The 23,014-nt window shown below is 45.7% G+C and carries 17 protein-coding genes; 2 read left to right on the top strand and 15 right to left on the bottom strand.

Translation table 11 applies throughout. The features are described from left to right. The 15 genes from rsmD to EL84_RS17020 form a co-directional block, all read right to left on the bottom strand. Complete coding sequence (rsmD, locus tag EL84_RS17090; protein ID WP_036609474.1) at positions 1 to 609, bottom strand: 16S rRNA (guanine(966)-N(2))-methyltransferase RsmD; 609 nt, start codon at positions 607 to 609, stop codon at positions 1 to 3. Between the two features lie 302 nt (positions 610 to 911). After that, on the bottom strand, positions 912 to 1,346 hold the full coding sequence (locus EL84_RS17085; RefSeq protein WP_047842451.1) for a hypothetical protein: 435 nt from the start codon (positions 1,344 to 1,346) through the stop codon (positions 912 to 914). A 129-nt stretch (positions 1,347 to 1,475) separates the two neighbouring features. Beyond that, complete coding sequence (locus EL84_RS17080; RefSeq protein WP_047842450.1) at positions 1,476 to 1,760, bottom strand: hypothetical protein; 285 nt, start codon at positions 1,758 to 1,760, stop codon at positions 1,476 to 1,478. A gap of 42 nt (positions 1,761 to 1,802) precedes the next feature. Beyond that, the gene (locus EL84_RS17075) at positions 1,803 to 2,108 is read right to left on the bottom strand and encodes a hypothetical protein (protein ID WP_017689244.1); all 306 of its coding nucleotides are present in this window, start codon (positions 2,106 to 2,108) and stop codon (positions 1,803 to 1,805) included. 169 nt (positions 2,109 to 2,277) lie between these two features. Then, positions 2,278 to 5,325, bottom strand: coding sequence for a glycoside hydrolase family 2 TIM barrel-domain containing protein (locus EL84_RS17070; protein WP_047842449.1), 3,048 nt, complete (start codon positions 5,323 to 5,325; stop codon positions 2,278 to 2,280). Between the two features lie 157 nt (positions 5,326 to 5,482). Then, on the bottom strand, positions 5,483 to 6,313 hold the full coding sequence (locus tag EL84_RS17065) for a carbohydrate ABC transporter permease (RefSeq protein WP_036609483.1): 831 nt from the start codon (positions 6,311 to 6,313) through the stop codon (positions 5,483 to 5,485). Continuing rightward, entirely contained in the window at positions 6,306 to 7,196 is an 891-nt protein-coding gene (locus EL84_RS17060) for a carbohydrate ABC transporter permease (protein WP_036610887.1), read from the bottom strand. Before EL84_RS17060 ends, EL84_RS17065 begins: the two co-directional genes overlap by 8 nt. A gap of 141 nt (positions 7,197 to 7,337) precedes the next feature. Continuing rightward, positions 7,338 to 8,621 (bottom strand): extracellular solute-binding protein, encoded by a 1,284-nt coding sequence (locus tag EL84_RS17055; protein ID WP_235193818.1) that lies wholly within the window; start codon positions 8,619 to 8,621, stop codon positions 7,338 to 7,340. A gap of 352 nt (positions 8,622 to 8,973) precedes the next feature. Next, entirely contained in the window at positions 8,974 to 10,743 is a 1,770-nt protein-coding gene (locus EL84_RS17050) for a sensor histidine kinase (protein ID WP_036670305.1), read from the bottom strand. An 18-nt stretch (positions 10,744 to 10,761) separates the two neighbouring features. Next, positions 10,762 to 12,309 (bottom strand): response regulator transcription factor, encoded by a 1,548-nt coding sequence (locus EL84_RS17045; RefSeq protein ID WP_047842448.1) that lies wholly within the window; start codon positions 12,307 to 12,309, stop codon positions 10,762 to 10,764. Between the two features lie 271 nt (positions 12,310 to 12,580). Then, positions 12,581 to 15,649, bottom strand: coding sequence for a X2-like carbohydrate binding domain-containing protein (locus EL84_RS17040; RefSeq protein WP_047842447.1), 3,069 nt, complete (start codon positions 15,647 to 15,649; stop codon positions 12,581 to 12,583). Between the two features lie 401 nt (positions 15,650 to 16,050). Beyond that, the gene (locus EL84_RS17035) at positions 16,051 to 16,932 is read right to left on the bottom strand and encodes an SMP-30/gluconolactonase/LRE family protein (protein ID WP_047842446.1); all 882 of its coding nucleotides are present in this window, start codon (positions 16,930 to 16,932) and stop codon (positions 16,051 to 16,053) included. A gap of 12 nt (positions 16,933 to 16,944) precedes the next feature. Further along, the gene (locus tag EL84_RS17030) at positions 16,945 to 17,610 is read right to left on the bottom strand and encodes an SGNH/GDSL hydrolase family protein (protein ID WP_047842445.1); all 666 of its coding nucleotides are present in this window, start codon (positions 17,608 to 17,610) and stop codon (positions 16,945 to 16,947) included. 81 nt (positions 17,611 to 17,691) lie between these two features. Further along, positions 17,692 to 18,480 (bottom strand): alpha/beta hydrolase, encoded by a 789-nt coding sequence (locus EL84_RS17025; protein ID WP_047842444.1) that lies wholly within the window; start codon positions 18,478 to 18,480, stop codon positions 17,692 to 17,694. A gap of 143 nt (positions 18,481 to 18,623) precedes the next feature. Next, positions 18,624 to 19,457: an AraC family transcriptional regulator gene (locus EL84_RS17020; RefSeq protein WP_047842443.1), complete on the bottom strand. Its 834-nt coding sequence runs from the start codon at positions 19,455 to 19,457 to the stop codon at positions 18,624 to 18,626. A gap of 128 nt (positions 19,458 to 19,585) precedes the next feature. Between EL84_RS17020 and EL84_RS17015 the strand changes: the two genes are divergently transcribed. Both EL84_RS17015 and EL84_RS17010 read left to right on the top strand, forming a co-directional pair. Beyond that, positions 19,586 to 21,613, top strand: a complete 2,028-nt coding sequence (locus tag EL84_RS17015; protein WP_047842442.1) for a beta-galactosidase — start codon at positions 19,586 to 19,588, stop codon at positions 21,611 to 21,613. A gap of 438 nt (positions 21,614 to 22,051) precedes the next feature. Beyond that, positions 22,052 to 23,008, top strand: coding sequence for a helix-turn-helix transcriptional regulator (locus tag EL84_RS17010; protein WP_047842441.1), 957 nt, complete (start codon positions 22,052 to 22,054; stop codon positions 23,006 to 23,008). Positions 23,009 to 23,014 lie beyond the last annotated feature (6 nt).

Genomic DNA, 23,014 nt, shown 5'->3' with positions numbered 1-23,014 from the left:
TCAGTCATGAGGAGCCTCCTCTTCCGGTGTAATGGATTCTCCATCTTCAACTGCTTCAGGCGCATAATAATAGATGGATACTGCCGTCTCCCCATACAAAGCCTTGCGCGTTTGTTCAAACGGGCCGAATTGCTCAGGGTAATCATGTTTGGATTCATATTCAAGCACGATGGTTGCTTCGGGTTCCAGAAGTTCCAGTTCGTGCATGGTTAACATCAACTCGTGCCCGTTCTTCATGCGATATGGCGGGTCGAGAAACACCAGATCAAACGTTGTGCCTCGCTTGGCGAGTGCCTTCAATGCTCGACCTGCATCATTACGATATACGGCCGCCTGGTCTTCCAGCTTGGTTGCCTTCAGATTCATGCGGATGACTTCAATACTTTTCGATTCCAAATCAACAAAAACAGCCTTGTCCATGCCGCGGCTCAGCGCCTCAATACCGAGACCTCCACTGCCTGCAAACAGATCCAATGCTGTGCCGCCCTCAAAATAAGGACCAACCATGCTAAATAACGCTTCCTTCACCTTGTCGGTGGTTGGCCGCGTACCCGTGCCAGGAACAGCCTTCAGCGGCCTGCCTTTTGCACTCCCAGATACCACTCTCACTTGACGAGTCACCTTTTCTCTATGTAAGTTTATTGATACGACTATCGTACCACACTCGGGTTCAGTTTGAAAAATGTGCAGTCTTCATTTCCCTTGGAAAATTGTTGACGAATTGTTGACGCATATGTATAAAAAGGAAACAATCGGGCGATTCTATAATTATCGACATCACAAGTGTCGTAGACAACCGCGGAGAAGACTTACGTTTCCCCATAAGCTCTTCGTCCGGTTTCTCCTCTCCCATGAAAAAGAAGCTCTCGAAAGAGGGCTTCTTTTTGTTGCTTATGTTTTAATTTATTTTGCTAGTTATACTTTTCTTCAAATTCACTTATTTCGGCTTCCTCTTCGGTCTGCAACCATCCAATCTCCCTCAGCCACATGCCCATATCTGCAATAAACTCATTCACTTTTAAATGTTCAATATTGTATTTCTGGATCTTTTCACTCAAAAAAGCATAAAACTCATGGCTTAAGACATACCGTTGTTTGCTTTTGCTTAATGTCTTATAACGATCCTCGCTGACCACCAGATCAAAATAGATGACATTCTCCTTCTTCACATGCCTAACGGTGGATCTTCTATCGTATTCTTCAGGAAGACACCTGAAGACAAAGAATAGTTCAATATCAACTATTTGATATTTGCTTTCTGCTTGATCAAAAACAGACTGCAACTCATCCGAAAGATTGGCAACTTGCGTTAAACCTGAAGTATCCGTTGATTTTCCGAAGATCATTATTGAAATCCTCCCGTTCATTTTCACCATTCATAATCATACAACTAGAAAAGGTTGACTAGTGATGTAATCTCCGTCAACCTTTCCTATGTTCATCCTTCTTGTGCCTTACCCCAACGTAGCAAGAGCTTACGAGTTCAGCTCTCTATGTTTCCGATTGGAAAGTCGCAAATTGATCAATGGAATGATAAGTAAAACAACCGGCAAGAGAAGATTCATCGAACCATTCTTAATCATCATGAAGGTAATAAACAACACGGCGAGCCAAGTCATAATCTCCATCATTTCATATTTGGTTAACGTCAGCTTGAATGCTTTTTTCGAAATGAAACGAATCAAGAAATAAGCGATCAAGCTATAGAACAGGATCATTCCCAAGATAGCAACTAGGATTATGAGGTACATATCCACCATAAAAATCTCACCCGACCCTTATATCTTTTCCTTAATTTTGCTTTACTTCTCTTCAACAACAATCGTTGCATTATAGATCACAACACGTTTCCCATTGAGATCAAATAATACTTTATTGCCGTATTCCGTATCTTCCACGTCAATTTTGCCATCATAGGTCTGAATCAATTCACCATTATTGCTGTACACTTTAACAACCCTCTCCAGGCCGCCCGAGTTATTGGACCTCATCGTTTTGAGTGCACGTTCACCTGAAGCGGTATTGAAGTACCATATAAAACATCCAACTATGATGCCCAAGAAGACTAACACCGTCACCCATATACCTGTCTTTGCTTTTTTACTCATCTTGAACCCCCCTCTTATGTTTCCTGTCTCGTACATTACGAGGTTGGAGAGAGAACGGTTTCATACAATGCCCTCAAGCTGTTCGTTGACATAACAAAACAGAGGCCTCCGATAGCGAAGACCTCTGTTCTTTATAGAATACATTCTTTATTCTGTATGATCCTTTTACTTACAGTGCACGAATGACAAATTCAAATGTCAGTTCGCCGTCCGAAGGGATCAGGTATTCCGGATGAACCGGAGCACCCCAGCTATCATCACCGCCAACACCCATTTGTTTACCTGCTACAGTCACGACCGTATAGTGCACAGGTGGCAATTCGTACGCATGTTGTGCGTTCTCCAGCTCAAATGCCGTATATGGTGAGACATTCAGCTCAACCGGAGCTCCAGAAGCTTCGATTTTGAAGCCACGTCCTGCATTGTCCGTCAATTTGGCCCAACGCACGCCAGTACGGTTGCCTGATTCCTGTGGTACAAGATATGGAGCTACAGTATCAGCTACCTTGCTGCCGTGGATACCGAGACGTGCGCCAAATGCGCGGTCTGCATAATTTTCTTCGGGTCCCATCGCAAGCCATTCCACGTTTTCGAAGTCAGGTGATGTTCTGAAGGATAATGCATGGATTGGCAGGTTAGGCAATCCGGCTGTACCTTTGTACGTATTATGCACACGTACACTTCCATCTGCATGAACGGTATATACCACTTTCACTTGTACATCCTCCGAAATGTTGAGCTTGTACGTGAACTCGATCCGGTATTGATCCGGTTTCTGTTCCGCTTTCCACTCTACAGAACGTGGCATCAGGCTCGCTGCATACCAGGCGCCCAGTTCGAAGCCCATCGCCATACCTTTGTCATTATCCGTCATTGCACGCCAGAAGAGCGGTGCAGGTGGTACAGCAATCGTCTCGCGACCGGACAATTTCAGGGAAACCAGTGTCCCAAACTGTTTGGAGAACAGCGCATGTGTCTTGCCAGCACGAACACCGATGTTAACGTCACCTTCGATAACTTGTACATCACTTACAAGATTCAAGTCGACTTCAACTGCATCATTTACCTGATCCTGTGTGAAAATAAACTGTCCAAATGCTACTTCCTCGCCTTTGTCAGCCCATAGTGTAGCTTCTTTTAACACAAATGCAGTGTTCACAGCGTACTCGCCGCCCGCCAGAGCTTCTGCACCAAGCGGAAGTTTCACTACAGTCTCGCTTTGGGCATCCACGTTGACTTCCAATGTTCCACGCAGCACTTCATGTCCCTCGCGCTCCAGGCTGTATACCAGTTCCAGCGCAGATGTATCTGCGAACAGATTACCGTTCACGATTTTAACACCTTCACGATCCGGGAACAGCTTGATGTTCTGGTAAAGGAATTTGACCTCCTGCATTTTCGCAGTTACTTTACGGTCAGCATGGACGATCCCGTTACCACAGAACGAATAGTCTGATGGACGATCACCAAAATCTCCGCCATAAGCGAGGAATTCTTTGCCGTAACGATCTTTTTTATAAATGGATTGGTCGATGTAATCCCAGATGAATCCACCTTGATACATCGGATATTTGTCTTCCAACTCCGTATATTTGTGCATACCGCCAATAGAGTTACCCATGGCATGCATGTACTCACAGCTAATATAAGGTTTCGTCGGGTTTGCATTCAGGAATTCCTCAATGTCCGCCGGTTTGGCATACATGCGAGTCTCCATATCACTTGTTTCATCGAAACGGCGATCATGGAATACACCTTCGTAATGTACCAGACGTGTTGGATCAGCCGATTTGAAGTATTGGGATACTTTGTAGATGACTTCACCACCATGTGATTCATTACCACAAGACCAGATCAGAATGGACGGATGGTTTTTGTCACGCTCCACCATGGATACAGCACGGTCCATAACGATATCATGCCATTCCGGTTTGTCACCTGGAATAACCCATGAAGGCTCAACGGCACCAAGTTTCTGCCAAGATCCGTGTGTCTCCAGGTTCATCTCATCAATAACATACAATCCATATTCATCACACAGCTCATACCACAGACTTTGGTTTGGATAGTGTGACGTACGTACAGCATTCATATTATTCTGTTTGATGGTACGAACATCCCACAGCATGTCTTCCTTCGTAACCGCACGTCCACGACGCGGGTTGAACTCATGACGATTCACACCTTTGAATACGATACGTTTACCGTTGATGTGCATCACTTTATCAATCATTTCGAATGTACGGAAACCAACGGCTTGAGGAACTACCTCAACCAGTGTACCCGCAGCATCATATACACGAATATAAAGGCGGTACAAGTATGGAATCTCTGCGCTCCACAGATTTACTGTACCGATATCTTCACGAAGACTTACTTGTCCATCGTTAACCTTGGATTCAAACGTCTTAACGGTATTGCCTTCACGATCACGAAGTTCAGCCTCTACTCGCGCTCCAGCAACCGCTTTTCCTTCCAGTTTCAAATCTAGTTGCAACGTACCGTTCGTATAGGACTTGTCCAGATCTGTGCGAACATGAACATCACGAACGTGTGCAGTTGGGACGGTATACAGATACACATCTCTGAAAATGCCGGAGAAACGCCAGAAATCCTGATCTTCCAGCCAACTGCCTGTGCTGCGTTGATACACCTCCACTGCGAGTTTGTTCTCTCCGTCCTGAAGGAATGGCGTCAGGTCAAAATCAGATGGCGTGAAGCTGTCTTCCCCGTATCCTACGAATTGTCCATTAAGCCATACATAGAATGCAGACTCTACACCTTGGAAAGAAATATATACCGGATTCGACTCCCAACCTGTCGGCAGGTGGAATGTGCGAATGTAACTTCCAACTGGATTTTTATCCTGTGGTAATGCCGGCGGACGAATTTCGTTCAGGCCATCCCAAGGATATTGTGTATTTACATATTGAATCTGTCCGTATCCTTGAAGTTGGATATGCCCCGGGACTTCAATATCATCCCAGCCTTCACTGGAAAAATCGGATGTATAGAAAAACTCAGAACGGCTGTCTGGACGAATCGCATAGTTGAATTTCCACGTACCATTCAGATCATAACGCATGGACATCGCGCCTGAACCTACAGCTTCATCCATTGTTTGGTAATAACGGTGATCGGAATAGGCATGAAGACGGTTCACCTCAAATACACTTACGTCCCCCAACCAGTTGATATCTGCCTTTGTAGCTTTCATCGGCTCTCTCTCCCTTTAAAACGTTATAGTTTGACTTATTCAAGGTTTACGCTGGATTTCCTTTTGCTTTACATAAACAAAAAAGACAGAGGTACGCCATAACAGCGCCCTCTCTTCTTTCCTGCATCCGTCATTTACACGGATTATGCTGTTTTCATTACTTCACGGAACCTACCATACCTGCAACAAAATGTTTCTGCATGATGAAGAAAACGATTGCTGTAGGCAGTGTTGCAATCACGATTGCTGTCATGATTACTCCGTAATCCGGAGAATAACCAGCACCCAGGTTTGAGATCAACAGTGGAATCGTTTGTTGGTCAGGTGTTTGCAATACAATGAGTGGCCACAGATAGTTGTTCCAGCTACTCATGAATGTAATGATTGCTGCCGCTGCATATGTTGTTTTCATGGTTGGCATATAGATCTTCAAGAAGATGCCGAGTTCACTCAAACCATCAATACGTCCAGCTTCCAGCAAATCTTTCGGGAACATTTTGGTGTTCTGACGGAAGAAAAAGATCAGGAACGCTGTTGCGATGGTTGGCAGGATCACTGCTGCCATCGTGTTGATTCCGATAACCGGTGCAACTCCCGAGATTGTTGCAAACATACGATACAGTGGTACCATGATCGCTGCAAACGGGATCATCATGGATAACAACAGGATATTAAACACAATGTCACGAGACTTCGTGCGATATACCTCGAAACCATAACCTGCCATGGAACCAATAAACAGTGCCAAGAGAGTGGAGACTACAGAGATAATCGCCGAGTTTCCGAGAGCCTGTACCAGATTTGTCGAATCAATCAGTTTGTTGAAGTTATCAATGAAAGCTGAACCGGGCAGCAGTCTACCCTTGGTGACATCGACTGATGCATTCGTTGAACTGACCAGCATCCAGAAGAAAGGGAAAATGGATACAAAGGCGACGATGGATAGGAACACATACGTGAAAATCCGTTTTGCTTTAGCTTTAGCCATTTTTATTATCACCTGCCACTTTAAACTGGATGATGGACAATACAATAATCAAGATTACGATGGAATACGACACTGTTGCTGCATAACCGAAGTCCGGTGAATATTTGAACGAAAGGTTGTAGATGTATTGTGAAATCGACATGGTCGCATTACCTGGACCACCTTTGGTAATATTCATGATCTCATCGAAGATTTGCAATGTACCAATCGTTGATGTGATGGACGTGAAAAGGATAATCGGTTTAAGCAAAGGTACAGTGATTTTGAAGAATTGTGTAAAAGCATTCGCTCCGTCAATTCTTGCAGCTTCATAGATCGATTGATCGATGTTTTGCAGGGATGACAGATAGAAAATCATGTTATATCCGGTCCAACGCCAAGTAACGGCGATTATGATCGTAATTTTAGCCCAGAACGGGTCTGTGATCCATTGAATTGGATCGCCAATAATGTGCAAGCCCATAAGGAATTGATTCACCATTCCATCTGGTGCAAACAAATATTTGAATACAACAGAGTACGCTACCAATGAAGTTACACAAGGCAAGAAAATCGCTGTACGGAAGAAACTCCGGAAACGTAGTGTGCTGTCATTCAGCAATACGGAAATAAACAAACCAAGAATAATCATTACAGGCACTTGAATAATCAAGTAGATAAATGTATTCGATAATGCTGTACGGAACGTTGTATCAACTAACAATCTTTTGTAGTTAGAAAGGCCCGAAAATTCAAGATTGGCTCCTACACCAGACTTGAACGATAAGAGCAGCGCTTGGATCATCGGGTAGAAGTAAAATGCAACAATCCCGACAACAGCCAGCAAAACAAAAGCCCATCCAGTCAAATTATTTTTCTTTTGGAGACTGTCTCCTGTATTCATGGCTTTCACAGTATGGCTCCTCTCTCTCCATGGAACATGGGTAGAACCCACGGAGCCTCTCGCCATATCCGGTTCGACTTGCGCCGGACATGGGAGACGGCTCCGATGTTTCCTAGGGTTCTATAAGTTACCTTGGGTATCTTAGTTTAATTGTGCTTCAGCTTGTTTTTGTGCATCAGCCAGAACGTCATCGATTGATTTACCGTTCAGGAATGCTTGCATTTCTACTACCAGAATATCTTCAATGGCATATGTGTTGATACCATAGTTTACGCTTGGAATTTCTTTCGTCCAATTTGCAAAGTCTGTGAAGATTTTTTGTCCGCCGAAGTACTCGTCTGCTTTGGCATACGCGTCACCATCAACTGCTGGTTTGTACGTACCAATTGCGCCGATGTTGTTCAACAGATCTTGATACAATTGTTTGTCAGAACCAAATGTTTTTGCTACAAAATCAGCTGCTTGATCTGCACCAGGAACGTTGTTCATAACATACCAAGAGCTACCACCCAAGTTGGATGCGTGAACAGAGTTTGCTTGACCAGCCATTTTCGGTATTGGAGCTACAGCCCATTTACCGGATTGGGAAGCTTCTTGACGTACAGATGGCGAGAACCAGTTACCTGTAGGAATTGTTGCTACGCTACCGTTATTGGCGTTGGCAACGAATTGACTCCAGTCAGAGTGCAATTTAACAATGTTGGCATCCATCATTGCTTTGTAAGTAATAAACGCTTCTTTCAGAGCAGCATTATTAGCAATGTCAGGTGTTTTACCATCTTCTGCGGAATACCATTTACCTGCAGTTTGGATCATCATACGAATCAAACCAAGGTCATTCGGGTCAAGAGAAAGAAGCTCTTTACCTGTTTTAGCTTTTACGTCTTTACCAATTTGGATGTAGTCATCCCAAGTGATGTCTTGCAGGTCAGCTGCTTTGTAGCCAGCTTGCTCCAGCAGATCTGTTCTGTAGTACAAACCAGCAACGCCGGAGTCAAATGGTACTCCGTATTGTTTGCCATCAAACGCTGTTGGTCCGAGTTTGTAATCTGCAAAATCGGAAGCCGTGATACTGGAAGACAGATCTTTGAACGCATCAGGATATGCATTCAGGAAGCTTTGTGAACGATAGTCTTCAATCAGAACTACGTTTGGAAGACCACTGGCAGTTCCGGAGTTAAGACCTGTGTTCAGTTTCTGAATGATATCAGCTTGAGCGTATTCAATGATGTTAATTTTCACATCAGGATTTGCTTTTTGATATGCTTCTTTTGCTGTTTCCATTGCAGCTACGTTAAAAGCTTTGTCCCAAGCCCAGACCGTAATTTCGTTTGTTTTTTCGTCACCACCACTAGCGGATTTACCTCCGCCACCGGATGAACATGCGGACAACAGCAGTACTGTAACGAGCATCAATACCCACATTTTTTTCAAAACATTCAACTCCCCTTCGACCTCTTTGTGTGTAATTTGTTTACGTTTTCTGAAAGCGGTTGCTTTCGATGTATTCATCTTATCATTCCCATATCTCCATTCGTTAGTAATAATTTTGTACGGATTTGTCATCTTATTGCCACAATGAAAACCTTTACAGAAACCGCTTGCATTAAATTTGGTTTTTTGTAATTTCTTTTGATTTTGTAATTTCTTGATCTTGAAATAGTACAAAAATGATTTCACCCGCTTTACCTTCGACACGTGAAAATCCCCCGACTCTGTAGAAAACAGAAGCGAGGGATCTCAATTTCGTGTGTATTCAGTTGGATTAGGTTACAACTCAACTCGTGATCAAAGGTAGTGTAACGGTGACTCTCGTTCCTTCCCCAACCGTACTCATAATGGTGACCCCATAAGGTGATCCATATAATAACTCAATACGGTCATGTACATTGCGAATACCGATCCCACTGAATAGTTGACGATTGTTCTTTGGATTGGGCAACGTTTCTCCCATGACAAGCCCTTCAATTCCATCCCCATTGTCCATAATCTCACAGATGAGAGATTCTCCCGCTCTGGAAACCATGACATGAATCGTACCCGTTTCTTTCTTGATGAATCCATGGAAAAATGCATTCTCAATAAACGGCTGGATCACCAGTTTGGGTACATGATAGTGTGTACAATCCGGAGCCACGTAGAAAGCTGCTTTAATCCGGCCACCATATCTGACGTGATTAATGAAGACATAATTTTTCAAATTCTCGACTTCTTGTTCCACTGTAACCGTCTGACTCACATCACTGATCGTATTTTGCAACAATCCAATTAATGCATTAATGGTCTCCGCAGCCCTGTCTTTGTTGCCTTGTTGCACCAGAACTTTGACAGATGCAAGTGTATTGTACAAGAAGTGAGGATTAATCTGACTCTGTAATGCCGCAAGCTCTGCGTTACGTTGTTCATGCTGTGTCTGTACTAACTGATCCACATAATCATGCAGTTCATCAAGCATGTAATTGTAAGCATGACCAAGCTGCCTGCTCTCGTAGCTTCCGCTCACCGGAATGTAGTTGTCCAGATCACTTTTCGTAATGTTGGACATCTGCTTCACAAGTCTGCGCAGTGACTTGGTAATCTGGCTGGTGATGAGAAACACAAGGATGAGTGCCCCCACAACGATAGCAGCACAGATCAGGGCAACCGTCTTCATGTCGATAAGTTGACCCATCGCCAGATCCTTATCCACTACATTGACAATATAAAACCGATAGAACGGTAAATACTCGGATAACACAACGCTATCCTGATCCATCACACGAGCATTAATACTTCTCGGAGAGTTGTTGTTCATATCCCGGGCATACGATAGCAAATCCAGCTGAGTTGTTCCGATCCAGTCTTCACGATTCGATGATACAATCTCACCTTTTTCATTCATAATGACCACATCATTGCCACGACTTGTAAAACTGCTGTAAAATTGCCGGAATATGTCTTCTCTCATCGTGACATAAAGCGTACCGTATATCCGGCTGCGTGTTCGGTCCGTCAACGCTTTCGTCGCAGAGATCATCTGCTGACTCCCAAGCGTTGCCTCGTTTTGGTAAACATCAAAGATAAGACGACTCGGCGTCTCAGCGGCTTCCATCGTAATTGGCTCCTGCTTCAATTCATCCACGGACAACTGAAGGTGAGCACGATTCGTGGAATAGCTCCGTCCATTAATTCCGATAATTGTTATCCCGACTTCGTAGGATTCTGTGATGGATTGAATTCGATCCATCGTTTCCCTCATATTATAGAAGGATTTGGCCATCGTGAGGGAATCGGCATCTCCTTCGGACAGGAATCCTCGGATCGATCCACTCTGCGTCACATTATTCGATACGGCAGCAATGGCCTCATTAAAGGATTCAAAATTTGTTTTGATCTGATTAAGCACCTTGGAGTTGGTGATACTGAACGTCTCAGTAAACAGATTGGTTGACATGTGAATGGTCGTCCATAAGATGAGTACAGAAACGAGGACAATACTGACCACCATAACCAGAAACAACTTGGGAAACAATCCGAGACGAGATAATTGGTTCATCCATTTCTTCATGATCTTATCCTTCTGACTTTATGCCCAGAATTTGCGCCGGTATCGGCTTGGTGATAATCCGGTGAATTTTTTGAATACTTTGCAAAAGTAACTATGATCGGAATAGCCTACCATACTGCTAATCTCAGAGATCGTTACATCATCGGATCGGAGCAATTCCTCGGCTTTTTCAATCCGAATTTTATTTAAGTATTCATTAAATCCTTCTTTTTTGTGAGATGAGAAATAACTGGATAAATACGATGGATTAAAATGAAAGTGCTTGGCTACTTCAGCAAGCCCGAGCGGCTGATCAAAGTGATCATGCATGTAATCCAGCAGCATCTTCATGTTGGGATCACTTCGTTTTCCACCCGCACCAACGGTACACTCCTGAACTTCCGTCATGAATTGGTCAAGCACAGTCATGACTTCGTCTAGACTCGAAGCGCCGTCCACATTTTTAAAATACGTATATTTGCTCTCTTCCAGCCCGGCAGACTGAACATCCATATCCGCGAGGGTAATGGTCACGTTAAAGATCAAGTTACCGAGAAATGATTTGATCTCAAACACGTCGGCAATATAATCCCGTCCAAGTGTTTTTGCATGATCCTGTAAATACTCCCTTGCCGCTTCGACCCGGTTACGCTTCACATGCTGCAAAAACATATTCACATTAAACTGGTAACCTGCGGGATGCATTGGAGGCAGTTCACCATACACCAGGATTGGTCGATTCTTATAATAGAAGCGATATTCAATCAGCTTAATCAGATGTTCCCGGTAAACAACACCCATCTGTTCAAATGAAGTAAAGCTTTCACTAAGCACCCAACCAGGACTGTCTTCTCCTGCTGCATTTTCACTGGCCAACTGTCTGATCCGTTCAAGCATCCATTCATCTCTCGCAGGATCGACATTAAGAAGCATCACAGGTAATGTACCCTCTGCGGGAACCATTGCACATTCTACTTCAGGCAGATCACTGCGGAGCTTGGATTCAATCTGTTCCTGATCCATCTTCAGTGGATTCCCTCCAGCACCCACGGGTTTATACACCAGCAAGCGAAAGGATTCATACGGAAAGGTATCTCGAATGATCGGCATTTCGCTATCTTCATCCAATGTAAATCCGGACAGCATCTTCTCCATCAGTTGTCCAAGTCTCCAGCCATCGTGCGACGGCTCGAACTGTAGCTCCGGAATTTTACCCGCTGTGCGTTGAAGGACTTGCAATAATTCATTTGTATCCAGCTTGGGTTTCAGTATATAATCGGCTGCCCCGTGCTGAAGCGTTGAACGTACATACTCGAATTCACTGAAGCTGCTAAGTACAATAACTTCAATCTGCGGATTACTGGCTTTTAGTGTACGGACAAACGTTTCCCCATCCATGACAGGCATGACAATGTCGGTGATCACAATATCCGGTTTTAACAGGTTCACCTGCTGTAATCCTTCTTCACCGTTGGAAGCTTCACCCACAATGATAAATCCTTCCGCTTCCCAGTTCATATGGTGCTTTATGCCCTGTCTTACCAGAAACTCATCGTCAACAATCAGCACCTTGCACAACCGGTTCATGATCGCGACCCCCTTGTCTAATCTTTCCTCTATATCTGTACAGGCTATACCAACTATTATATATCGGTTATAAACACTTTCCAGTGTTAGCGGTTACATTAATTCTAAATTAATTGTACTTCTTTTTATATCCTAAAACGATCCTTTAAGCAATGGTAACTATCTATAGTTTACACTATATTTCGACAAAATAAGAAGCCCCGACTCGCCATTTGATCATCTGGCGAATCAGGCCCCCTATTTCAATCCTTCATTTCGTTAAATCACTCACTTATGGTTCAATTCCCCATTGGAGACTTCCCGCGATATAACCAGTGACTTTGGACCAGTCCGTATAGGAAGTCTGACTACCTGCAAAAGAATAATCATCCGTTTGCGTATAGTTGGTCCAATTGTTCTTGGAGATGCGCGTATGGATTTCTGTGCTTTGTCCTGCATTCAGAGTTCCAGCGGAAGCTATGAATCCAATCTCAAGCACGTGGTCAGCACCTGTCCGAACCGGATTGAGTGCACTGAACGTGCCTGTTACATTCGCACTGCCAGCAGTCGCCCAGTCAGCGAAGAAGTTCTGAGGCTGTTCGCCGTTTATCGTGTAATAGTATCTGATCTTCACATCAGACAGATTCAAGGCTGTAGTACCTGTGTTTGTCAGTTTGAATTTGGGACTAATCGAGCTGCCCGTCGCTGAAGTGTTACTGTTAAACATCTCAATGCGTATGGTTCCAACAGGTGCAGCTGTCGTGTCTTTAATGAGCAGATTCAAGGTCGCAGGAGCACCTGCGCTGAATTGAAAGGTTAGCGTCACTGCGCCATTGGGAAGTGAAGCCAAGTAGTTTTTACTTAATACGACCTCATTGCCTGTCAACGTGTAATCTGTACCTGAAACCAGCGTTGCATTCCCGTTGCGAATGGATGCAAGTGTATTGCCGTTAAGTGTTAACGTGACTGGAATATTAATCTGATTGCCTGCTTTGCGATCAAATTCGGCTGTAACCGGTGTAATCGCAGAGTTGGTCACTGGAGTACCTCCGCCATTGTTACCTCCAACACGGTCAGCATACAAAATTCCGCGGCCATTTGTTCCGAGATATACTCTTCCATACAAACGCGGATCACCCGTAATTGTAGTTACACGAGCATACTGATGCTGATCATCATTGATACGAACCCAATTGGCACCACCGTCATCGGAGCGGAAGAATCCACGTGTTCCATCGATCTGTGCAACCGTGTATAACGCAACAACACTCTGCCCAGGGGCCGCTTTACCAAATCCGATACTGTCTGCTTCCTCTACATTGGCAAGCTTCGTGAATGTCGCGCCTGAATCCGTGGAATGCCATAATCCATAAGGACCTTCTTCCTCACTACCACCTGCAAACCAGATTTCACCTTCAACACCTGGAACGGCATCCAGATCGGCATTTCCTTCCATCGGAAGTCCGGTCGCAGATGTTGCCGTGAAAGTAGCACCACCATTCACACTCACATAGATTTTACCCGCTGCAAATCCATAAAATTTGTTTGGATTGACACGATCCGAAATCACTTTTGCCTGTGCAGGTATGCCCGTGCTTGCCGTCCATGAATTGCCGCCAGTCGAATAATGTACGCCTTTATCTGATGTGCTCCATACGAGTCGGTTACCATTCGCAGAGATGGCTACGGTCCCCCCTCCGGTTGTGCCGGCAGGTTCTGCATTAGCCTTATACCACGTAGTACCTCCGTCACTGGACAAACCCATGGATTTTGCATTTGGATCAGCAGCATAATCTGCTTTACCTACGCGAACCATCGTATTTGGACTTAACTCTGCAAAATCCAGACTTTCTGTGGAAGGATAGTTCGGGCTCGTAAATATGGTAGCTGGAGCCTGGTCCAGATTGTTATGACGGAATCCGGAGACATCTCCCAATCCGCTTATCAAATGTGCACCACTTGGCGGGCTGACCAGATCCAGCACGGCAATCTCCTCAACCCCCTTCGCCATCACTGAAATATTGATTTTTTCATCATCATCCCAGTCTGTCAGGTTCTTCGTTCCATAGATCGTAGCACCTGTTCCATACATCATGCGATCCGAATCAAACGGATCAATCTCCAGATCACCGATCATCCAGCCCAGTTTTGGGGTTGTTTCCGGTGGGGCAGGATTGGTCCCAAATGTGAGCCATGGCGCTGCCGAAATATCCTGTGTATAACGTAACTTCCGGTTCGGATATCCTTCAAATTCCCATATGCGTGTCCACGTCGCTCCGCCATCTGTACTGCGGAACAAGGTGGCATCCGGCCACCAGGAATTTAATGTCGCAACCATCAATGTACCGGGATTCTGTGCATCAACAGCCAATCCGCCATATCCAAAATAATTATCCGTGCTGCTGCTTGGAACAGGGCTGATGTTGGTCCAGACACCTGTCGACGTATTCAGTTTCCACACGTCACCTTTTGCCCCATCATAGGGTCCAACACCATCGCTGTACGTAATATAGAGGCTTCCGTCTGAATCAAACACACCATGATGTGGGATATAACCTGTAGGTTGACCAGCAACAGCTGACCAGGTCAGGCCGCCATTTGTGCTGCGATATACGCTTTGATCTTTATCCGCAACACCCACATAGATTGTCTGGGTTGCTTGCCCTGCTGAACCTGTTGTTTTGTCAAATGTAATCCATGCCAGACCTACGATGTCACTGGTATATTCATTCGAAGGGTCTTGCACATAATTTCCCGGATTCGGGAAGCTTGTGACTTCGTTCCAGGTCACACCGTAATCGGTACTTTTCCATAACCCAAGACCACTTCGTGCACCGAAATACAGAATACTGTTATCATTTGGGTCCACGGTCAGGCGTTCTCCCATTGAACGTCCCGGCATGTTGCCGCCCACTTTGAACGGAAGTGTTGTGGTTTGCCATGTATCTCCCCGGTCCGTAGAGCGCAAGATGGAGCCATTATTTTGGTCCCACGAATTCGTATACGTCCCAACTGCCATATACACCCGATCGGGATCAACCGGGTCCGTAGCCAGTGCGTCCACACCATTCTTGTTCCAGTCATCCCAGCCGACAAAATCCGTTAAGGGTATCCACCTCTCGTCTGCCGCATTCCAGCGATAGGCTCCCCCGATATCTGTACGGGCATAGATCAGATCCTTTTCCGACTCGTTGAAAATAATGCCCGGTACAAACCCGCCTCCTGCACCCGTCACCACATTTTTCCACTCATAGGCTTCACTTGGTGCCGCCGCTGTTGTTCCAGCAAGTCCTCCCAGCGAGGCGGTTACTACAGCAACCGTCAGGCTCATCATTCGCAATTTCCCCATAAACGTTCTCATATCAACTTATCCTCCTCTTCTACTTCGTTACTGCATTTCGGTCTATCCCCGCTGTCTCATCGTGCTGATGATGGCGTGCCAGACGAATCAATGCATCCCTTGATACAAGAAGCCTCACCCCCTTCCAGTCATGTTGTTAAGCGCTTACATAATTGTTCTTGATTCGCGGTTATCTGGATAATACTTTCAATAAATAACATTCGCTGGCAATCTCCAAACCCCTCTGTCGAAATTCCGATTTTTGTAAAATATTTTCAGTGTTTAAACTGGTTTATACAACAAAAAAAGATGCTGTTAGAACAGCACCTTTCGACATTATATATAAGTAAAAAATGGAATCGTTTCTTACCTGGCAACCCAGGCAGAGGTTCACTAAGGTTCACTACATAATTGGCACATGTTTATTGCTGGCTACCATAAGCGTGAGTCTCCTGCCCTTTAACGCCCGGTCTGATGACAAAAAGTGAGCCCGTATCCGGTGTCTCTTTCAAACGTTCTTCCTTAATCCCTATACGTGCTGTTGTAATGTATAACTCTTCGAGATCCGGTCCACCAAAACAGCAGGATGTTACCTGATCTGCCGGCACCTCGATCTGTTGCAACAGCTCTGATGTATGCGGGTTCCAACGAGTGACTCTTCCTCCGCCCCAGTGCGCAACCCACAGCATGCCCTCACCATCAACCGTCATCCCATCCGGAAAACCGAATTCCTCCGGTATGTGAATGATACTTGTCCGATTTTGTATCGTACCTGCCGTCAGATCAAAATCAAACCGGTCAATAGAACGTGTCGGGGTATCAATGTAATACATGGTCTGCCGATCCGGACTCCAGCCCAGACCGTTGGATGTAGACACACCTTGTACCATTGTGCGAACGGGTTGCCCTTGCTCCAAACAATACAATGATCCGGCTTTGCTCTCATTATTCATGCTCATCGTGCCTGCCCAGAAGCGGCCCTTCGCATCACATTTTCCATCATTAAAACGATTGGTATCCTTATCTTGTTCAGGGTCTTCAATAGCCTGCAGCTCACCCGTAAGCAAGTGATACGTATGGAATCCACTGCGTAAAGCAACCACAACTTCGTCACCACGATAGGGAACAACAGCCCCGACATGTTCACCGACATCATAAGCCTGATCCTGCCCTGTAGCCGGATCATACACATGCACCTTGAAGCTTTCAATATCTACCCACAATAATCGATTGTTCTCCGCATCCCAGCTTGGACCTTCCCCCAGTAATGCCGGGGTTTGTACTGCTACAGTTACGTCGCTCATGCCCTCACGTCCTTATTCAGATTTGACGCCGCCTGACCATTCGAATCCGATGGCATCCAAGAATGCTTTGGACAATACCATATGGCCCGTTGCATCCGGATGTACCCGGTCATAAGTCAGCACAGACGTATAGAAATGATCCCAAAATGGAGCAAATGCAGCCTGTGTATCCACATACACCGCATCATACTCACTCGCTACCCTGCGTACCGCTTCTCCGTAGATATCCATCGTTGCCCGCATCGGGTCTTCCGGGTTGGCCTCAAGATAATAAGGCGTCATTAGCACCAGACCTTTCAGGTTGGGACGAACCGAAGCCACCAGTTCACGCAATGTGGATTCGTATTCTTCAAGAAACACATGTGAGTCTGTTGACAATGGGTTGTCGAACTGACGCCATACATCATTAATGCCAATCATGATCGTCAGCCAATCCGGTTTAAGGTCCAGCACATCACGATCCCAGCGCTGTTTCAGATCACGAATCGTATTTCCACCATTACCCACATTCTGGACACGCAACATCAATTCCGGATAGATGGACCGCAAGAGGGCATAGACTTGCGCTACGTAACCATGTCCCAGACCGGAGCTACCTTCGCCTACAGGATGTTCCCGACCACAATCTGTAATCGAATCACCGATAAACAGAAGCTTGTCATTTTTTTGCAATTTCATCGTTATTTTCTCCTTCGCTCCAAGGCGCTAATATAAGAATAATTGATTAATCAGACCGTTAAGTTGTTATCCAATCAGTGATTACCAGCCTTGATTCTTGAGCCATGTGAGACACAGATCTGACCATACCCGAACCGCGTGGTTGTCCTCAGCCAATCCAAGTCCATGTGACCCTTTCTCAAAAACGTGCAAATCATAGGGAATGCCATGCGCACCCAATGCAAGTGCGTAACGCAAGCTATTCTCTACAGGCACTGCCTGGTCATCGCTGGTATGCCAGATGAACGCTTCAGGAGCATCCGCTCTTACCTGTTGCTCCGCACTGAAAGCCTTGATCTGCTCGGCAGACGCGTCAGAACCAAGCAAATTCTCACGGGAACCAGCATGTCCATAGGACTCCATCGTAATGACCGGATAACAGAGAATAACTCGGTCCGGGCGTGAACTCTGGCGTTCAATGAGGTCCTCATGATCCGGTTGTCCCTCGTCATACAGCGTTCCCAGTGTTGCTGTGAGATGTCCGCCTGCGGAGAAACCAAGTACTGCAATCTTGGCAGGGTTAATGCCGTACTGCTCAGCATGAGCACGAACATAACGTATGGCACGCTGACCATCTGTTATAGGTGCAGGATGCTGGTGAGGCGCCACCCGATAATTCAGGACAAATGCACTTATACCTGCACGGTTCAACAATTCGGCTATTGGAGCACCTTCATGATCAGCCAAAAATCCATAGCCGCCCCCTGGACATACAATGACAGCGCTCTCGGAACCGGGCTGAATAAATGGAATCAAATGTGGCATTTCGTCTTCATTGCCCTGGGCTGCAAAAGGTGCAGCATGATCCCATAAGGGTATAGTTGTTGTCATCTTCAATCATCCTCTCCAAGTAGAACGGATACATGGGTCCGTTTAAACGTTTTCGAATCTCAGGAATCGATACCATCATAACGGTAATGACCCTAACGCATCAATACCTTCCTGGCATCACTTTTTGATCATTTGGGTACATGTTAGTACAAATTACGGAACTGTTCAGGAGTTACCCCCTCAATCCTGCGAAAAGTTGCTACAAAATGGCTTGCATCTCGAAACCCTACCCTAACTGCAGTCTCCCTAATCGTCAGGGCGGTATCCCCGGTCATGATTTCCTTGGCTTTGCGAATGCGCAGCAAAATGAAATAACTGTAGGCTGTCATGCCAAAGGACTGCTTGAACAAGGTGTTCAGATGTCTGGATGAGATCCCCGTGACGTCAGCCATATGTTCGAGACCAATCTCGGGATTCGCATAATGCTGTTCCATGAATGCAATGAGCGGAGCGAGTCTCTCCACGGCATGAGAGATCGAAGAGCGATTGCCGGTCATGCCATGTTTTTTGAGCAAAATCAGAAATCGATATATATCCGCTGACGCCTCGAGTCCCGACAAATCCTGATCACTTCTGATCGAATCCAGCACTTCCTGGCCGTAATCATTGAACGGACTGCTCTGTTCCCACTGATGCAACGCTGCTTCACCCAGACTAAGTGACTCCAAGATTGCCGGACACTGGGAACCACCAAATGTTATGTAAAATGTCTCCCACTCTCCTTGGGCACGCACATATTCATGCGGTTCATTCGGCGGAAGCAAAATACCTGATGCTTCCCCCAGTACGACCGTGGACCCGGCAAACTTGAATTCTCCGGATCCCTTTACTGTCTGAAGCCAATGGTAACAGGGATACCCGACAGGTCTGGACACCTTCTCCTGATTGCCGTTATAACCCAGGCTCTCAATATAAAGGGGCAACGGCTGATCACGTGATGTCATGAAATATCGTTGATGTCGGGGGGAGATAAACATGGGATGCCTCCTTGGGTATACGCTGAAATACACTTCCGTATTCTTATATGAGTCATTACTTTTATTATATTTTAAAAGTCATATGTATCATATAGTATAGGATTATTCTTATACAAGAGGTGAACACATTGATTAGTAACAAACTGCCCAAAATGTTCTACGGGGGCGATTACAACCCGGAACAGTGGGATCACGAAACCCACCTTGAAGACCTGCGGATGTTCCAATTGGCAGGCATTGATATTGCCACAATCAACGTATTTTCATGGGCACTGATTCAGCCTGATGAAGTTACATACCGTTTTGAAGAACTCGACCAACTGATTAATCGTTTACATGAAAACGGTGTCTATATATGCCTTGCAACAAGCACTGCTGCCCATCCAGCCTGGATGGCAAAGAAATATCCAGACGTGCTTCGTGTAGATGCCGATGGACGCAAACGCAAATTCGGTGGGCGCCATAATTCCTGTCCCAACAGCCCGACCTATCGCAAATACGCTGAGAAGATTGCGGATAAACTGGCCGAACGATACAAGGATCACCCCGCGGTTCTCGTATGGCACATCTCCAACGAATATGGCGGTGAGTGCTACTGTGACAACTGTGAGAAAGCGTTCCGCGTGTATCTGAAAGAACGCTATCAGACTCTGGAACAGGTCAACAAAGCATGGAATACGAATTTCTGGGGGCATACCTTCTACGATTGGGACGAGATTGTATTACCAAGTAACCTGAGCGAACATTGGGGTAACAACAATTCAACGTTCCAGGGAATCTCGCTGGACTACTCTCGCTTCAACTCCGACAGCATGCTGGATTGTTATCTATTGGAATACAATGCAATCAAAAAACATATTCCGGACTCCGTTGTTACTACCAATCTGATGGGATTCTTCAAGCAATTAGACTATTTCAAATGGGCAAAATATTTGGATATCGTCTCCTGGGACAGTTATCCTGGTCTCGCCACTCCTGTCAGCTTCACGGCAATGGCTCATGACCTTATGCGCGGACTGAAGGATGGTCAACCGTTCATGTTGATGGAGCAAACACCAAGTCAGCAGAACTGGCAGCCATATAACTCACTGAAACGTCCAGGTGTCATGCGTCTGTGGAGTTATCAATCTGTTGCGCACGGGGCTGATACCATCATGTTCTTCCAGCTTCGCCGCTCCATCGGTGCCTGTGAGAAGTATCATGGTGCAGTTATTGAGCATGCTGGGCATGAGAATACACGTGTATTCCGCGAAGTCGCTGAGCTGGGCAAGGAATTGCAGATCCTTGGAGATACCACGCTGGATGCATCTGTTGAATCCAAAGTAGCGATTGTGTTCGACTGGGATAACTGGTGGGCCATCGAAAAATCAAGCGGACCAACGGTTGCCCTGAACTATGTGGATCAGATCCATAAATACTACGCAACCTTCTTCCGTCGTAACATACAGGTAGATATCGTCAGTGTGGATACGGATTTGAGCAAATACGACATTGTCCTTGCCCCTGTTCTTTACATGGTTAAACCAGGGTTTACCGCCAAATTGGAGAAGTTTGTTGAAGCAGGTGGAACATTCCTGACGACCTTCTTCAGCGGCATTGTCAACGAGAACGACCTCGTGACTACAGGTGGATATCCGGGAGAACTCCGTAAACTGCTCGGAATCTGGGTGGAAGAGATTGATGCCCTGCTGCCTGAGCAAAAGAACCGCATTGTCCTCAAAGAAACCTACGGTGATCTTCAAGGAGAGTATGGCTGCGGCATGCTGTGTGACCTGCTGCACAGTGAAGGAGCCGAAGTCATCGCGGAGTATGGAGACGACTTTTATAAAGGCATGCCTGTTGTGACACGTAATACCTTTGGTCAAGGTGAAGCCTGGTACGTTGCATCCGACCCGGATGAGCGCTTCCTGGATGGTTTGCTGGGACAGCTTGCAGCAGCCAAGAACGTAGAATCCTTGCTTGAGACACCAGAAGGTGTTGAAGTAAGCGCACGAACCAAAGACGGCAGACCCTACCTGTTTGTCATGAACCATAACGCAACCACACAATCCTATGATCTGGGAACAACTAAGGCACATGATCTGCTCACCAATCGTGAGCTTTCGGGAAGTGTTGAGATTGAAGCCCGTGGAGTGCAATTGCTCGAAATGAAATAAGCGATTTCGCTTAATTGGAATCATTCGGAATAATATAATGTGATAGAAATACCCGCGATACAAAGTGTCACATATTCATTCCATTTATACTTGTTATTGTCTTCAGCGAGGATATTGGTATAGATTTCAGACCTTTATCGTCTTCTGTAAGCCAAAAGCTGCTACTTCCCGTATCCGTCTACACCGGATACGGGTTTTTGGCATGATCTGTGGTCTTTTTGATAGAAGGAAATATCAGTATGCAAAGCGAATTGGACGAGAAACACATTTTAACAAAGCCTGCCGGAACATGCTTGTGAATCCTGATGCTGATCCATTATAAAATAATGAACAGTTGAAATATTGGTGACACTCATGATGTCACTTATTCGTTGTTACAATAGAAATATAACTACGACATCACTTTCCGGCGGCGCAGATCGAAACGGAGTGGCTGACATGAACAGAACAAATCGGCTTGCTGCCATTGTAATGGCATTACAGCATGGTCACGAAACGGCACACTCATTAGGTGAGAAATTTGAGGTTTCCCGTCGCACGATTCTTCGGGATATTCAATCCCTCTCCGAGATGAATGTGCCCATTATTGCCATTTCCGGTCCGGGAGGCGGTTTCAGTCTTATGGAGGGTTACGTATTACCCCCATTACAGCTGGACCCGGTAGAAGCAGCGACGCTCTTATTCGCTCTTGAAGGTCTAAGTCGCTACGCCGACACACCCTTTCATGAGAAACGCTGGACCCTGATGAACAAAGTTAAGGCTATCATTCCGGATGATATTATGTCGCGAATTGATCCCATGCTCAAACAACTGCATCATCATATTCCAGACCGCAATTACATTCTTCCTCATCTGGACGCACTGCTGGCATGTATACCCGAACACGGGTGGCTTAGTGTGCTGTATCGCTCCGCATCACGTCAGCGTTGGTTGCATATCTGTCCCACACGGGTATATGCTTCCTCTGGCTTCTGGTACTGTGAAGCATATTCCCTCGAACATGTTGAACAACGTCTGTTCCGGGTTGACCGAATTATCGAAGTCAAAGCGATCGAACCACAGGATGCACAGATGCTTAATGAACAGGCAGAGCAACAGCAGAGTAAGCCGATCCCTCCAGAACAGCCGCCAACCCTGGTTAAGGTACAACTGAGTTATCGGGGAATGATTGAAGCTGAACAGGACGAGCATATTGGTGAAAAGATGACTGAAATTGCCCCGGATCTCTGGGAATTATCATTCCTTTGTCCACCAGGGGAATGGGACTGGGCCGTACGATTCTTTTACCGATTAGGACGTGAAGCCGAAGTGATTGAACCTCTCCAACTTCGCAGTGAGATTCGTCAGCATGCCGAGGAAGTGAGCCGGAGATACCTTGCTTCAACCAAGTCGTAGCTTGAC

This window comes from Paenibacillus sp. VT-400 (assembly GCF_001029205.1).
Taxonomy (GTDB): Bacteria; Bacillota; Bacilli; order Paenibacillales; family Paenibacillaceae; genus Paenibacillus; species Paenibacillus amylolyticus.
Note: the sequence above shows the minus strand (reverse complement) of the source record. Positions and strands in the feature narration are given on the sequence as shown.